At 66.1% G+C, this 14,525-nt stretch carries 12 protein-coding genes; 10 read left to right on the top strand and 2 right to left on the bottom strand.

The features are described from left to right. Positions 1-88: 88 nt before the first annotated feature. Positions 89-949, top strand: coding sequence for a helix-turn-helix domain-containing protein (locus JQ573_RS19805; RefSeq protein WP_212316559.1), 861 nt, complete (start codon positions 89-91; stop codon positions 947-949). Positions 950-1,192: 243 nt separating this feature from the next. Here JQ573_RS19805 and JQ573_RS19800 read toward each other — a convergent pair whose 3' ends face one another. After that, positions 1,193-1,867, bottom strand: coding sequence for a Crp/Fnr family transcriptional regulator (locus JQ573_RS19800; protein ID WP_212316557.1), 675 nt, complete (start codon positions 1,865-1,867; stop codon positions 1,193-1,195). Between the two features lie 212 nt (positions 1,868-2,079). Between JQ573_RS19800 and JQ573_RS19795 the strand changes: the two genes are divergently transcribed. The 7 genes from JQ573_RS19795 to JQ573_RS19765 all read left to right on the top strand — a co-directional run bounded on the left by JQ573_RS19795 (position 2,080) and on the right by JQ573_RS19765 (position 10,252). Beyond that, positions 2,080-4,158, top strand: a complete 2,079-nt coding sequence (locus JQ573_RS19795; RefSeq protein ID WP_212316555.1) for an AsmA family protein — start codon at positions 2,080-2,082, stop codon at positions 4,156-4,158. 136 nt (positions 4,159-4,294) lie between these two features. Next, on the top strand, positions 4,295-6,793 hold the full coding sequence (locus JQ573_RS19790; RefSeq protein WP_212316553.1) for an adenylate/guanylate cyclase domain-containing protein: 2,499 nt from the start codon (positions 4,295-4,297) through the stop codon (positions 6,791-6,793). Between the two features lie 213 nt (positions 6,794-7,006). After that, positions 7,007-7,216, top strand: coding sequence for a cold-shock protein (locus JQ573_RS19785; protein WP_029084280.1), 210 nt, complete (start codon positions 7,007-7,009; stop codon positions 7,214-7,216). Between the two features lie 233 nt (positions 7,217-7,449). Continuing rightward, complete coding sequence (locus JQ573_RS19780; protein WP_212316551.1) at positions 7,450-7,695, top strand: hypothetical protein; 246 nt, start codon at positions 7,450-7,452, stop codon at positions 7,693-7,695. Positions 7,696-8,383: 688 nt separating this feature from the next. Continuing rightward, positions 8,384-8,911 (top strand): alpha/beta fold hydrolase, encoded by a 528-nt coding sequence (locus JQ573_RS40920; RefSeq protein ID WP_409363665.1) that lies wholly within the window; start codon positions 8,384-8,386, stop codon positions 8,909-8,911. Then, a complete protein-coding gene (locus JQ573_RS19770) occupies positions 8,908-9,300 on the top strand; it encodes an alpha/beta fold hydrolase (RefSeq protein ID WP_212316547.1) in 393 nt (130 codons plus the stop codon). Before JQ573_RS40920 ends, JQ573_RS19770 begins: the two co-directional genes overlap by 4 nt. A gap of 124 nt (positions 9,301-9,424) precedes the next feature. Beyond that, positions 9,425-10,252 carry an efflux RND transporter periplasmic adaptor subunit gene (locus JQ573_RS19765; RefSeq protein ID WP_249132113.1) on the top strand — a complete coding sequence of 276 codons (828 nt, stop codon included), beginning with the start codon at positions 9,425-9,427 and terminating at the stop codon, positions 10,250-10,252. A 168-nt stretch (positions 10,253-10,420) separates the two neighbouring features. Here JQ573_RS19765 and JQ573_RS19760 read toward each other — a convergent pair whose 3' ends face one another. Further along, a complete protein-coding gene (locus tag JQ573_RS19760) occupies positions 10,421-11,275 on the bottom strand; it encodes a caspase family protein (protein ID WP_212316543.1) in 855 nt (284 codons plus the stop codon). Between the two features lie 360 nt (positions 11,276-11,635). On the opposite strand from JQ573_RS19760, the gene JQ573_RS19755 reads away from it, so the two are divergent. Next, positions 11,636-13,363: a hypothetical protein gene (locus JQ573_RS19755; RefSeq protein WP_212316541.1), complete on the top strand. Its 1,728-nt coding sequence runs from the start codon at positions 11,636-11,638 to the stop codon at positions 13,361-13,363. Between the two features lie 334 nt (positions 13,364-13,697). After that, positions 13,698-14,423, top strand: coding sequence for a thermonuclease family protein (locus JQ573_RS19750; RefSeq protein ID WP_212316539.1), 726 nt, complete (start codon positions 13,698-13,700; stop codon positions 14,421-14,423). Positions 14,424-14,525 lie beyond the last annotated feature (102 nt).

Genomic DNA, 14,525 nt, shown 5'->3' with positions numbered 1-14,525 from the left:
GGACAACAACCATCGCGATCGGGCCAACTGGCCCGGAAGATGCATGAGCACCCTGCGAAAACGACGATCGATCAGGAGCTCACGACACTTGAAAGTCGCAGCGCGACGAAATGACACCGCCGGCTTGCGCGTGTGCCGCAAGCAATCCGGTCCCGTAGCCGCCGCGCATTATGCCGGACAATTGCAACAGGTCGAACGGCCGCTCGCGGCTATGGCGGCCTCTTATCCGAACGAAAGCACGAGCGCGCGACACGCGCATCGGCGCGATCAATTCATCCTGCAGACCGCGGGCGTGACCTCGATGATGACCGAGCGCGGTCATTTCGTCGTTCCGCCCGGCCATGGCCTGTGGATTCCGGCCGGCGTCGCGCATCAATCGCGTGCATGGGGCGAGGTCGAGATCCAGACCATCTATGTCACGCCGGATCGCGTGCGGAATGCGCCGGCAACCTGCCGCCTGATCAGGGTCTCCGCGCTGGTCGAAGCGTTGATGGAAGAAGCGGTGCATATGCCGACCCGTTACGACCCGGAAGGGCGCGACGGCCGGCTGGTCGATTTCCTGCTCGATGAGATCGGCAGGATGCCTGAAGTGTCGTTGCATGTGCAGGTGCCGCCCGATCCGCGGCTCGCCGCGATCTGTGAAGCGGTGCTGGTCGATCCGAGCTCCGATCTCACGCTCGACCAATGGGCCGACCGCTGCCAGCTCAGCCGGCGGACCTTGACGCGGCTGTTCCGGCGCGAGACCGGACAGAGCTTTGCGGCCTGGCGCCAGCGGGTGCGGCTGCTCGAAGCGCTGGCGCGGCTCGGCGCCGGCGAAGCGGTCACCGGCGTCGCGCTCGACGTCGGCTATGACAGCCCGAGCGCGTTCGCCGCGATGTTCAAGCGCGAGCTCGGCGCCGCGCCGCGCCAGTATCTGCGCTGGGCCAATCCCGAAGTGGTGATGAGGTAGGCGAATTCGCGTCACGCACTCGCGGAACGCAAAACCCCTGCGGTCAACGGGAAAGACCGCAGGGGTTTGCAGGTGGATGGCGTGAGGCCAGCAAGGCTGGGTGTCACCCCAAGGACCGGCACGCGGATGAAAGCGATACCCGCCTCGTCATGCAAGCAAGTCTTTTAGGCAGGAGTGCGTCAACATTCGCAAGCAAGGCGCGCGAGAGGACGCGATCCTCGCGCGCGCGTTGCATGCGACCGTTTAGTCGTTGCGTGCGACCGCCGTCAGCTTGGTCATGTTGTGCAGCATGATCCGGCCGCGCTGCAGGTCGACGATGCCGTCCTTGCGCCAGGTCTGCAGCTGCCGGTTGACGCTCTCGCGCGCGGCGCCGACGAAGATGCCGAGCTGCTCCTGCGAGATGTGCACCTCGGAACCGAAATCCTCGGCCAGCGCGCACAGCCGGCGTGCGAGACGGACCGGCAATGGCTGCAGCACGGATTCTTCCATCCGCTCGCTCTGCCAGCGGATGCGCTGGCACAGCAATTCGATCAGGCGGACCGCGACCTTCGGCTCGCGCTCGAGGAAGCCCAGGAAATCCTCCCGCCGCAGGACGAACAATTCGGTGGGCTCGCCCGCGGTCGCATCCGCGGTGCGATCCTGACCGTCGAGGACAGCGACTTCGCCGAACAGGTCGCCGGATCCCATGAAGTTCAGTGTGAGCCGGCTGCCGTCGGAGGCGCCGGTTTCGATGCGTACCTGGCCGCGGCGGACCCCGAACAGGGCGTCGCCGGGATCGCCTTTCTGGAACAGCACCTCGCCGGTGGCGAGCTGCTGGGTGTGGCAGAGGCCCGAAAGCCGCGCCAATTCGTCCGCACCGAGATCGGCGAACATAGGGTTCATTTTCAGAATGACCGCAAATTCGGCCTGTTTGCTCATTGAATTGCCTTCCAAATCGATCCGAGCGGTCCCCTCCGCCCGGTTAGCAACAATCACCCTCATAAGAGTGTGTGAGAGGTCACATAAGTTCATGCTGGTAACGGATTATTTTTCGCCTCGTTGGAGCAAGGTCCCGTTTGCGGGATAATCTCATGCGATCGGCCGTGCCTTTCCACGGCGGAACCCTGTCTGCCCCGGCCTGGAATATCGAGATGAGAGCACTGAAATTCGCCGGGGCCGCCATCGCTGTCGTGATCGTGATCATCGCGCTGGTGGCCGCGGTCGGGATCCCGTCCTCGTTCCTCACATCGGCCATCACCGAGCGGGTCGAGCGGGAGACCGGCTACACACTCACCATCAATGGCAGCGCCAGGATTGGCCTCTGGCCGACCGTCAATCTGACGCTGAGCGACGTCGTGTTGCAGGACCCGCGGGAGCGCGAGGCCAACAACCGGTTCGCGGCTGATCGGGTCGAAGCCGAGATGACGCTGTCGAGCCTGTGGTCGGGCCAGCCCGACATCACCGACCTTGTGATCGTCAAGCCGGTGATCAATCTGCCGCTGCAGCGCGAGCGCACCCGCGATCACAATCCGCCGGCGAAGTCTTCCGCGTCCGACAGCGGCGGCCTCACGATCCGGCATGTCAGCGTCACCGGCGGCACCATCGTGTTCTCCAATGTGCGCGACCGGGTCGAGAATCGGATCGAGACGCTCAATGCTGATGCGACCATCGGCAACGACCGCAAGATCGTCGTCACGGGGAGTGCGAGCGCCAGTGACAAGCCGCTGAAGTTCGAGATCCGCGCGACCGCGCCGCAAGCGCCGCTTGAACGCCAAAACGTGCCGGCCGAGTTCAACATCGACGCACCCGGCCTGTTGCCCGCGGCGATCAAGGCGAATGCGGAAGTGCGCCTGAACGGCACGGTGGTGATGTTCAACGGCGTATCCGGCACGCTCGGCGATGGCGGCTTCACCGGCTGGGCCTCGGTCGACTTCGCCAGCAACAAGCCGCTGGTGAAGCTCGATCTCGACTTCCAGCGCATGACGATGGCGCCGATGCCGAGCCGGTCCGATGCGGCGCAGCCATTGGGCACCAACATTTGGAGCAACGCATCGATCGACCTCGGCGGGCTCAATTATGTCGACGCGCAGGCGCGCATCTCAACGGCGGAGCTCGTGATCGGCGACGGCCGCTTCGCACAGGCTGCGATCGATGCATCTGTTGACAGCGGCGTGCTGAAGGCCCGGCTCGGCAATCTCGGCGCCTATGAGGGCACCGCCAACGGCGACATCACGATCGACGCGAGGGCCGCTACTCCGACCTACGCGCTGCGGCTCGATCTCGCCGGCGTGCATGCGCTGCCGGTGCTGAAGAGCCTCGCCGAATTCGACAAACTCGACGGCAAGATGCAGGCGAAGATCGCGCTGACCTCGCAGGGCACCAGCGCGCGCGCGATCGTCGGCAATCTCGGCGGCACCGCGTTCGTCGTGTTCCAGGACGGCAAGATCCTTGGCCTCAACGTCGCGCAGATGATCCGCAACCTCACCACCGGTACCTTGTCGGGCTGGCAGCAGAGTGAGGCACTGTCGACCGATCTCAGCCAGCTCTCGGCCTCGTTCAAGCTCGACAAGGGCCAGGCCGTCACCACCGACCTCAATCTGATCGGCCCGCTGGTGAAGATGGGCGGGGTCGGCACCGTCGATCTCAACACCCGCCAGATCGGGTTCCGCGTCGAGCCGCAGCTCGTGATGACCACCGAAGGCCAGGGCCGCGTCGGCAATCCGGTCGGCCTCGGCATCCCCGTGATGATCGAGGGGCCCTGGGTGTCCCCGCGGATCTATCCGGAGATGCAGGGCATCCTCGACAATCCCGAGGCCGCCTATGCCAAGCTCAAGGAGATGGGCAAGGGCCTGTTCGGCGCGAATGGCCAGGGTCTGAACCAAGGCCTGAGCCAAGGCTTGAACGGGCTCAACAACCTCCTCAACGGCGTGCAGGGCAGCGGGACCGCCGCGCAGCCCGGCACCGGCCAGGCGCCAGCCGGCGTGGCCGCCGGCCAGAACAGCCCGCTCGGCGGGCAGCTCGGCGACACCATCGGGAACCTGCTGCAGCAGGGCCTCTCGACCCTCAATCAGGGCAACGCCTCCCGCCCGAGCCGCAGCTTGGCCCAGCCCACCCCGGACGCGCCGCCGGCCGCCGCACCACCACCGCCCGCCCCTCCGCCGGCCGACCCCGCCGAGCAGCATGACAATCCCGCGATGAGCGACGTGCTGCGGCAACTGTTCAACCGCTGAATATTCCCGGATATCCCCCGCCGGAATGCAGGGCTAACCATGCGACGGGAGGCCCCGCCTTGCCCCGCCGATCCGTGCTAAACAGCAGCGATACAGTGGCGCACCCGACTGATCGGAGGGGAACGGACGAGGCTGGATGAACGGGGCACCGGACAAGGGCAAGAACTGGTTCCTGCGCGGCGGCCTGTTCGCCAAATACGTCCTCGCGCTGGTCGGCCTCGTCGTGTTCGTGCTGGCGGTCAACGGCGCGCTAGAGACCTGGATCAGCTACCGCGGCATCAGGAGCACGCTGACCGACGCGATGAGCGAGAAGGCGGACGCCACCGCCAAGCACATCGAGCAGTCGATCGCCGATCTCGAACGGCAGATCTCCTGGGTGACCCGCGCCTCCTCCAACACGATCGAGCTGCGCCGCGCCGATTATGCCCAGCTGCTCGGCCAGGTGCCGGCGGTGAACCAGCTCACCCTGATCAACGGCCAGGGCCGCGAGGTGCTGCGGCTGTCGCGGCAGACCTATACGCTGAATTCCAACGCCGACTTCTCCCGCGACCTCCGCTTCACCGAGGCGATCGAGCGCGGCACCGCGTACGCGCCGGCGTACTTTCGCGACGAGCGGCCCTATATGTCGATCGGCGAGCAGCATTCCGGCTTCAACGCCGGCGTCACCGTGGCCGAGATCGACCTGCGTTTCCTTAACGACTATTTCGGCGATTCCCAGGTCGGCCGCACGGCCTACGCCTATCTCGTCGACGCCAAGGGTCGCGTGCTCGCGAGCTCGTCGAAGGGCCCCGAGGTCGGCAAGGACCTTGCCGCGCTGCCGCAGGTCGCCGCGGTACTGTCGCCGAGCGGCAGACGGATCGCGTCCGGCAAGGACGTCGATGGCAACACGGTGCTCACGACCGCAACCGCAGCGCCGGACCTCGGCTGGCACGTCTTCGTCGAGCAGCCGACCGCGCAAGCGCTCTCGCCGATCCGCGACCAGCTGGTGCGCATCGCGCTGCTGATTGCGCTCGGCCTCGTGGTCGCGATCATCGCCGGCACGATTCTGGCGCGGCGCATGCTGGTGCCGATCACCGCGCTGCGTACCGGCGCGCGCCGGCTCGGCGACGGCGACTTCGGCCACCGCATCGAGGTGAAGACCGCGGATGAGCTGGAGGAGCTCGCCGGGCAATTCAACAGCATGGCCTCGCAACTTGCCGAGACCTATTCTGGCCTCGAAGGCAAGGTGAAGGAGCGCACGCGGGATCTCGCGCAATCGATCAACGAGCTGAAGGTGCTGGAGGAGGTCGGCCGCGCGGTGGCGTCCTCGCTCGACCTCAACGCGGTGCTGCCGACGGTCGCCGCCCGCGCGCTCGAGATCACCCATGCCGACGCCGTGCTGATCTATGGCTACGACGCGACACAGCACACGTTCAACCTGACGCAATCGATCGGCATCGACGCCGAAGCCGAGGGCCATCATCGCGCGATCGACGCCGCGAACAGCCCGCTCGGCGAGGCCGCGACGAAGGGCGAGCCGCTGGCGTTTCCCGATCTCGCCACTAGAGCGTTTTCGAGCGAAGTGGATACCGGTTGGCGTGAAGAAAGCGCGTTAGAACAAGAATCCAGTGCCGATCATCCGCTGCGCGATGTCGTGGTCGGCGCCGGCTTCCACTCCGTGCTTGTGGTGCCGCTGGTCGACCAGCAGGGCGTGCTCGGCTCGCTGGTGGTGCTGCGCAAGGCGGCCGGCGATTTCCCCGCGAGCCTGATCGGCCTGATGAAGACTTTTGCGCACCAGGCGGTGCTGGCGATGCGCAATGCGCGGCTGTTCACTGAAGTGGACCAGAAGAGCCACGCGCTGGAGCAGGCCAACGCCACCGTGCGCGAGCAGGCCGACAAGCTCAGGCAGCAGACCGAAGAGCTCAAGGACTGGAACAAGTCGCTGGAGCAGCGGGTCGAGACCCAGCTCGGCGAGATCGAGCGCATCCGGCGGCTCGAGCGCTTCCTGGCGCCGCAGGTGGCGCAGCTGATCGCCTCCTCCGACAATCCGGAGGGCCTGCTCGACAGCCACCGGCGCGAAGTCACCGTCGTGTTCTGCGATCTGCGCGGCTTCACCGCCTTCACCGAGGCGACCGAGCCGGAAGAGGCGATGAACGTGCTGCGCGAATATCACGCCGCGCTCGGCAAGCTGATCTTCAAGTACGAGGGCACGCTCGACAAATATGCCGGCGACGGCGTGATGATCCTGTTCAACGCGCCGATCCAGCTCGCCGACCACACCGCGCGCGCCGTGCGGATGGCGGTGGAGATGCGCGACACGGTCGGCCCCTTGACCGAGAAGTGGCGCAACCGCGGGCATACCCTCGGCTTCGGCATCGGCATCGCGCTCGGCTACGCCACGCTCGGCCAGGTCGGCTTTGAGCAGCGGCTGGAATATGCCGCGATCGGCAGCGTCACCAACCTCGCCTCCCGCCTGTGCGGCGAGGCCAAGGCCGGCCAGATCGTGGTGAGCCGCCGCGTCTACGGCATGGTCGAGCCCCATGTCGAAGGCCGCGCCATCGACGACCTCGTGCTGAAGGGCTTTAATCACCCGATCCTCGCCGCGGAGATCCTGAGCTGGAAGGGCGAGCCGTCAGCGGAGGCGGCAGCGGAGTGATCCGCGCTTTCTCCATTCGCCCGTCCGAGCGGGAACCCGCTACCGCCCGAACCTTGCATTCGCGCGGAAAGTGTGTATATTGGGGCCATTCGATTAGCCGTTGCGCCTTGTTGAATGGTCAGAACGGCCCTCCTCCAAAGACATCGTCAGTTGAATGGATGGCGCGCGATTCTGCGCAACACATGCGCAGACGCGCATTTTGGAGAAGAGAAGATGGCGACAGGTACTGTGAAGTGGTTCAACGGCCAGAAGGGCTTTGGTTTCATCGAGCCGAGCGATGGCAGCAAGGATGTGTTCGTTCACATCAGCGCAGTCGAGCGTGCCGGTCTGACCGGCCTCGCTGAAGGCCAGAAGGTGTCGTTCGAGCTGAAGACCGACAAGATGCGCGGCAAGACCAGCGCCGAGAATCTTCAGATCGTCTGAGTTTCTTACTCGGGCATGATTTCCGCGCAAACGCGTTCCGCGTTTGTCGCGATCATGCCGGTTCGTCATTCCACGGATGTACTGGGATGACGTTGCGGCCCGCTCGATCCACCCGGATTGGGCGGGTTTTAGCATGTCTTGCTGCGCGTGATCCCAAAGCACGCTGCATCGCGCCGTTCCGTGCAACAGACGCGAAGCGTTCGCAGAGGGATGATGCCTTGGAGAGATTGCCGATGACCGCCAGGAAGCCCACGCCATCGCCCGCAAGCCTCGCCAGGGCCGACCGCCAGCGGCTGGCGGCCGAGGAAGGCGCGCGCGCCATCGCCGAAGTCGAACGCGACGGAGCCGCGATCCGCAAGAACATGGAGCGCCTGCGCGCGCTGCGCGAAGCGCGCGAGGCCAAAGCTGCCGCAGAGGCCGAGCTGGCGCCAGCACCCATCGCCAAGAAGAAAGCGCGCGTGAAGCGCATCGTGCGCTGACGTCGCGCTGTGGCGGCGCTGTTTTGATTGCGGCGACAGCCGACGAGCCGCCTTCTATCCCCCGTCGTTGCGAGCGAAGCGACGCAATCCATACTTCAGCTTGCGCGGAGCCATAGATCGCCGCGTCGCTATCGCTCCTCGCAATGACAGCCTCAATCCCGTCATCCTGAGGTGCGCGCTTCTTGCGCGCCTCGAAGGATGCACGGCCACCAGCCGGGCCGTTGCCCCTTCGAGACGCGCGCAAATGCGCGCTCCTCCAGCGACAACGGCAAAGCCGTTGCGCGGGGGTGACGGGGCTGCACCCAATCTAGTCCCGATCAACATTGTCAAACAGCAGATGGGATACGCGCTCGCGATCTCGCGGCGCGTTGCGCCCGAGGGATGCGATCAACTCACCTTCAATAATCGTGAGAGGGCGCAGGGAAGACCGGGCGCCGAGTTGGGGACGTCAAGGCAACTTCTGATATCCAGAACAATGTAAGCGGCTAGAAAGCAGCAACTGTGCGATGTTGCTTTCATTTCCGCGAACTCCCACGAGCCTCAAATCACCATCCAGTGAATCTGTTTGCCTCCGCAATCACGATCACGACCCCACCCGCCCCTCCCAGGAATAACCCATCCCCCACCTCGCTCGCGTCATGACGGGCGCGCGGAACTGCGCGTGCGTGAGAACAAGAACACGCGAGGCATGGGTTTGATGACAGGATTGGACGGGACGCACGAGGCGGCGGCGGTGGTGGCGTTGCACTGCTCGCTGGGGTCGGGGCGGCAATGGACGAAGCTTGCGGGCGCGCTCAGTGGCACGCCGTTCATGGCGCCGGATATTTCCGGCTATGGCGTCGCCGCCTGCGGGCGCGACTGGCCGCGGACGCTGGATGGCGAGATCGCGCGGCTCGAGCCCTGGCTCGCCAAGGCCACGGGGCCGATCCATCTGGTCGGGCATTCCTATGGCGGGGCGATCGCGTTTCGGCTGGCGACGGCATCGCGTTATGCGCAGCGCATCCGCAGCCTGACGCTGATCGAGCCGGTACTTCCGCGTTGCTCCGCGACGGCTCCGCCGACGTGCGGCTGTACGATCGCTTCGCGCGGATCGCGCAGGTGGTGTCGCAGGATATTTTCGACGGCGCGGCGCTGGAGGCGGTCGAGGCGTTCACCGCGTTCTGGGCCGGCTCCGGCCCGCGCGAGCAGTTCTCGCCGAGCGGGCGGCTGCGGATGATCGAGCAGGCCGACAAGCTGCCTTACGATTTCAACGCCGCGCTCGATCTCGACGGCGTGGCGGCGGCCGCGCGCGCCCTGCGGGTGCCGACGCTGCTGGTGTCGGGCGGGCTGTCGCCCTATGTGACGCAGCGCATTGTCGCAAAACTCGCCGCGATCATTGATGGCGCCGAGATGCGGCATCTGCCGGCGGCCGGCCACATGCTGCCGGTGACGCATGCCGAGCGGGTCAATCCGGAGATCCTGCGGCACATCTGGCGCGCCGAGGAGCTGGCGAAGCTGGAGCTCGCCGCGTGTGCCGGGCCAGCCGAGGCGGCTGCCGCCGCGGCGCAGCCGGCTGGCTCGGCCCGGCCGCATCTGGTATTCAGGAGGCCCTCATTTTGGGAATAGTTTGCCGATGATTTTGCGTCTCAAGCGATTGATGGGTTTCGCTTCCGCCTTCGCTCTTCGAGCTACGGCGGACAAGCCGCTCTACCCATCCTACGCAGCCGCGCTTGGCGTCTCAGTGCTGTTCATGCTCGCGGCCTCTCCCGCGCTCGCCGCGGGCGAGGCCGACGCGGCGCCGAAGGGCGCGGCGGTGACGGTGCTGAAGGCCTCGAAATTCTGCTTCGGCAACATCGTCGAGGTCTCCGGCATCGTGCTGCCGCGCGACGAGCAGCAGATCCGGCCCGATCGGTTCGGGCTGAAGGTGGCGGAGGTGAAGGCCGATCCCGGCGACACCGTCACCGCGGGCCAGGTGCTGGCGCGGCTGACCGACGGCACCAACGCGATCAACCTCACGGCGCCGGTGGCGGGCACGATCTCGGCGTCCTCGGCGATCGTCGGTGCGCCGGCCTCGGGCAAGGATGCGCTGTTCTCGATCATCGCCAGAAACGAATACGATCTGGTCGGCATGGTGCCGACCCGCGACATCGCCAAGCTGAAGACCGAGCAGACCGCGCGGCTGAAGATCATCGGCGCCGGCGAGATGGACGGCAAGGTGCGGACGATCGCGCCGACGATCGAGCCGAACAGCCAGCTCGGCCAGGTGTTCGTCGGCATCACCTCCAACAAGCGGCTGCTGGTGAATTCGTCCGGCCGCGCGCAGATCAAGACCGGGCAGAGCTGCGGCGTCGCGGTGCCGCTGACCGCGATCCTCTATTCCACCGCCGGCACCGTGGTGCAGGTGGTGCGCGGCGGCCGCGTCGAGACGCGGCGGGTCGAGATCGGATTGATGTCGGCCGGTCAGGTCGAGATCCGCGACGGCATCCAGGAAGGCGACATCGTCGTCGCCCGCGCCGGCGCGCTGCTGCGCGAGGGCGATCCGGTGCGGCCGGTGGGCGCGAGCGCGGACGCGAAGTAGGCGGCACTGTATCCACACCGTCGTCCCGGGCAAGCGAAGCGCGACCCGGGACGCATAACCACGAGTGCGCGAATAGGATTGCGCTGGGGCCACAGCGCGGAGCCACAATAACCGGTCGTGGTTATGGGTCCCTGCTTTCGCAGGGACGACGTGGGGAAAGAGTCGGGCTCAGCCGCCGAGTTTGATGTCTTCCAGTAGCGAGGACGACACGCTCGGCACCTGCTCGCCTTCGCTGGCGCGGGAGATCGCGACGCGGGTCTTGTTGAAGGCGGTCTCTGCCCCGGCCTGGGCGTTGAGGTTGTTGATGAGCTCGGAGACCAGGACGCTGTTGGGCGCTGAAGAATCGTCGGCGACCTTGCCCGGCGTCGTCGAGGTCAGCACGATCGTGTTCTCCGGCGGGCTGATCGGGGCGAGGCCGTGCGAGAAGGCACGGAAGCGGCGCTCATAGGGATTGCGGCGCGAGGCATCGAGCACCACGAGCTTTGCCTTGGCACCACGCTCCTTCATCGCATCGAGCACGGACTCGACGCTGACGCCGGTGCGCTTGACGTCGGCTTCCTTCCAGATCGTGGCATCGACCGGGATCATGTAGCTCTCACGGCCGACTTGCACGCCGTAGCCGCCGAAGAACAGCATCACGACGGTGTCGGGGCGGATCTTGGCCTTCATGCGCTCGACCGCGCGGAACATGTCGTCCCTGGTCGCGTCCTCGACCACGTCGACGTCAAAGCCCTCGCGGCGCAGCGCCGACGACAAAGTGCGGGCATCGTTGATCGGCTGGGCCAAAGGCGCCGCAGCGTCCGGATAATGGCCGTTGCCGATGATCAGCGCGAGGCGGGAGGAGCCGCCCGCAATGCTGCCGGTCTGCCCGGTGGTGACGGCGCCGGCGACAGTCTCCCTGGCAACATCCGGTGTCCGCTTGTTGAGCGCGGCGTGGGCGCCGATCGCCAGCGACACCGTGCCGGCCACCGCCACGCAGACGGCGATGGTGCGACGGGAAATATGAAGCTGCCTAAGGTTCATAACGTTCTAGTCCCAATCTCTATCCCGATGGCGTTCGAACGAAATCGCGCCAGTTAGTCGCGTCAGTGACGATCAGGTTTAATGGGGTTGAGGTGTGTGTGCCGTTGAATTCAGCTCAATTTGCGGCGCCGCAACAAACACTCCCTTAACCCGGCTGGACCGCCGGAGCAACCCGGTTTGCAGCATGCTGCCGCCCGGCACAGGCCATTGACGCCGTTAAGATCCCGTTACGTGACTTCGGTCACATTTGTATTTTGTAGGGATTCATGTAGCTTTCCAAAGGCTTGCGAGTTTGGGGGAGGACCGGAGGAAACACCGCCGGGGGCGGCGGCGTTAACCGGTTCCTTGAGAAAGGGATCCATGGGCCTTCACGAGATCGCGGGCGCGGTGTGCCGGGCGCTGACCGCCAAGAAAGACGGCCCGTCGCTTTACGACGTCTGCGACCCCGTGCTGCAGACCTATCGCGGCGGCGATGCCCATCTCGGGAAGTTCTATCGGACCGCGCTCGGCAATCCGCCGCTGCGCGCGCTGCTCCGCCGCACCGGCCTGCCGGCGCTGAACGACCCCGACCGCCTCGCGGGCCTGCGCGCCGCGCTGGTCCAGGCGCGCGACGCCGCGACGCCGGACTGGGCCGCGATCGGCGCCCCGGTCGCCGACCTGATGGACGGCATCGGCGTGCGCCACCCCGCCCCGCCGGCCGCGACCGCACCTCACCACCCGCCCGCGATGGCCGAGATCGACCACGTGATCCGCTTGACCGGCGCGCATCTGCTGCGCTCGTTCGGCAGATGCGGCTTCATCCCGACCTATGCCGCCTTCAACCTGATCGGCGACCCCGATATCGGCGGACGCGAGATGCTGATGGCGCTGACCGGGCTGAACGCCCGCGGCTATAAGAACTCGACCTTGCTATTCAGCCTGGCGCGGGTCTTCATCGCGCATTCGCCGGCGCGCGCGCTGATCAACCCGCCATGGCGCGGCATTGCCGAGCCGATGTGGGAGCCAGTGCAGATCCGCCACCGCTCGGCCTATTACGACGCGTTCTTCACTGAGGCGCTGCTCGGCTATGTCGAGACCGGGCTCGCATCACCGGATGAGGCGGGCGCGGCGCGGCGCGCGGTGGCCGAGATGGTGGACTTCTGCCTGAAGACCAGCGCCGAGGAGGTGCCCTCGCATGACGGCTCGGTCGTGAAGGTGATCACCGCGCTGGCGCCGGGGCGGCATCCGCGTTTCTCGCGCTTCTTCGCCCAGATCAAGCAGGACCTCGGCTTCGGCGTCTATGTGCCCGACTGCGACACCACCGCGTGCGCGTTCTCGGCCGCGACGCAAGCCGGCTCCGACGATCCGATCCTGCAGCAGCCGCTGCTGGATTTCTATCGCGGCTACCAGGTGCGCGCGGGCGCCAACGAGCCGCGCGTCACCGTGCCGCTCAACGACAACATCGACTATGAGGGCGGCGTCGTCACCTGGATCGACAATCTCGCCGGCGAGCGGCCCTATGGCAACGACCTCGATCCGACGCTGAACCTCGACATCCTCGAGGTCTCGTTCCGCAACCTCGCCCGCTGGCGGATCATCGAGACGCCGCAGCGGCTCGAGACGGTGCATCGCATCATCGCCTTCCAGAAGAATCTGGTCGAAAGCGGCGCGTTCAGGAATCCGCGCTCGCATATCTATTATCTTCCGGAGCTCTATTCGGCCTATTTCGGCCGCTGCTACGCCGCCTTCATCGCGCTGCCGCTGGCGGCGCAGCGCGTGATCGATCCCGGCAATGTGTTCGCGCTGATCCGCGCCCGCGTGCTCGGCTATGTTCAGGGCGAGCTGATTACGCATGAGATGAACCCGTTCGACGCCGCGCTCGCGCTGATGGCGCTGGCGCATCTTGGCGCCGAGGTCTCGACCTTCACGCCGGCGTTGCACTGCATCGTGCAGGGCCTCGGCGAGGGCGGCCGCAAGGGACCCTACAGGGCCTATGAATGGAATAAGATGAAGACGCCGACGCGGATCCTGGTCGGCGGCCCCGAGGTGACGTCGGCCTTCGTGCTGATGGCCCTGGCGCTAGCCAGGAAGCGAATGGTTGCGGTTTAGGATGGATAGAGCGAAGTCGCCCGGTTCACCCTCCCCTGGAGGGGGAGGGTCGCATCGCATCGCGCGAAGCAAGATGCGATACGGGTTGGGTGATCCCTCCACACGGGCACCGCTCCTGCGGAGAGACTGTCACCCCACCTCGGTTCGCATTGCGCTTCGCTTCATGCGAACCGATCCTCCCCCTCCAGGGGAGGATGACATCGCGGAGCGGGATGACGCGAAGTTGAAACTGGCGGAAACACAACACCACTGGCAGGGTTGCCCAATTGCCCGCACAATCCTCGCCGATCCTTTGGGCCCTGAACGCTGAACGAAAGACTGGCCGGAAACGCCGATGCTCAAGACGCTGCTCACTGCTGGCCTGCTGCTGTCGCTGCCGACGCTGGCTGTAGCCGCCGACATCACCGGCGTGCCGAAGATCCGCGACGGTGACCAGCTCATGATCGGCAGCGTCAAGATCCGGCTCGGCGGGATCGACGCGCCGTCGACCGACCAGCTCTGCCTCAACACCAAGGGTGAGCGCTGGACCTGCGGCGTCGCCGCGCGCGACGAGCTGATCAAGCATGCCGGCAACAAGAGCTGGACCTGCCACGCCCGTTCGGTCGATCGCCGCGGCCGCACCATTGCGCGCTGCGAGGTCGACGGCGAGGACATCCAGAAGTGGATGGTCAGCAATGGCTGGGCGCTGGCCTACACCCGCATCTCGCATGACTACGAACCCGACGAGAAAGCGGCGCGCGAGGCCAAGGCCGGGATGTGGCAGGGCGCATTCATCGCGCCGTGGGACTGGCGCGTGCGCAACAAGAAGACCACCGTGCTCGGCACCGTGAAGCCGCCGGAAGGCGCCCACGCGATCCTGCTCGCCTCCGCCTCCGGCCCGGTGGCGCCCTCGCCCGACTGCACCATCAAGGGCAACGTCAACCGCTCCGGCGAATGCATCTTTCACCAGCCGACCAGCCGCTGGTACGCCAAGATCGAGATGAAGATCAGCAAGGGCACGCGCTGGTTCTGCTCGGTCGAGGAAGCCGAAGCCGCCGGCTGCCGCGAAACGCGGCGCTAGAGCATGATCCGGAAAAGTGCGAAGCGGTTTTCCGATAAGATCGTGCTCAAACAAAGAGCTAAGGCGCGATGACGATTCAACCCAATCTCATCGCGCTTTAGG

Source organism: Bradyrhizobium sp. AUGA SZCCT0105, assembly GCF_018129565.1.
Taxonomy (GTDB): Bacteria; Pseudomonadota; Alphaproteobacteria; order Rhizobiales; family Xanthobacteraceae; genus Bradyrhizobium.
The sequence above is the reverse complement of the archived record's forward strand: the minus strand, read 5'-3'. Positions and strand labels throughout refer to the sequence as shown.

Excerpts from the sequence above, each read along its gene's own strand:
- JQ573_RS19800 (WP_212316557.1), bottom strand. The coding sequence starts at position 1,867 with ATGAGCAAACAGGCCGAATTTGCGGTCATTCTGAAAATGAACCCTATG.
- JQ573_RS19795 (WP_212316555.1), top strand. The coding sequence starts at position 2,080 with ATGAGAGCACTGAAATTCGCCGGGGCCGCCATCGCTGTCGTGATCGTG.
- JQ573_RS19790 (WP_212316553.1), top strand. The coding sequence starts at position 4,295 with ATGAACGGGGCACCGGACAAGGGCAAGAACTGGTTCCTGCGCGGCGGC.
- JQ573_RS19785 (WP_029084280.1), top strand. The coding sequence starts at position 7,007 with ATGGCGACAGGTACTGTGAAGTGGTTCAACGGCCAGAAGGGCTTTGGT.
- JQ573_RS19780 (WP_212316551.1), top strand. The coding sequence starts at position 7,450 with ATGACCGCCAGGAAGCCCACGCCATCGCCCGCAAGCCTCGCCAGGGCC.
- JQ573_RS40920 (WP_409363665.1), top strand. The coding sequence starts at position 8,384 with ATGGGTTTGATGACAGGATTGGACGGGACGCACGAGGCGGCGGCGGTG.
- JQ573_RS19770 (WP_212316547.1), top strand. The coding sequence starts at position 8,908 with ATGATCGAGCAGGCCGACAAGCTGCCTTACGATTTCAACGCCGCGCTC.
- JQ573_RS19765 (WP_249132113.1), top strand. The coding sequence starts at position 9,425 with ATGCTCGCGGCCTCTCCCGCGCTCGCCGCGGGCGAGGCCGACGCGGCG.
- JQ573_RS19760 (WP_212316543.1), bottom strand. The coding sequence starts at position 11,275 with ATGAACCTTAGGCAGCTTCATATTTCCCGTCGCACCATCGCCGTCTGC.
- JQ573_RS19755 (WP_212316541.1), top strand. The coding sequence starts at position 11,636 with ATGGGCCTTCACGAGATCGCGGGCGCGGTGTGCCGGGCGCTGACCGCC.
- JQ573_RS19750 (WP_212316539.1), top strand. The coding sequence starts at position 13,698 with ATGCTCAAGACGCTGCTCACTGCTGGCCTGCTGCTGTCGCTGCCGACG.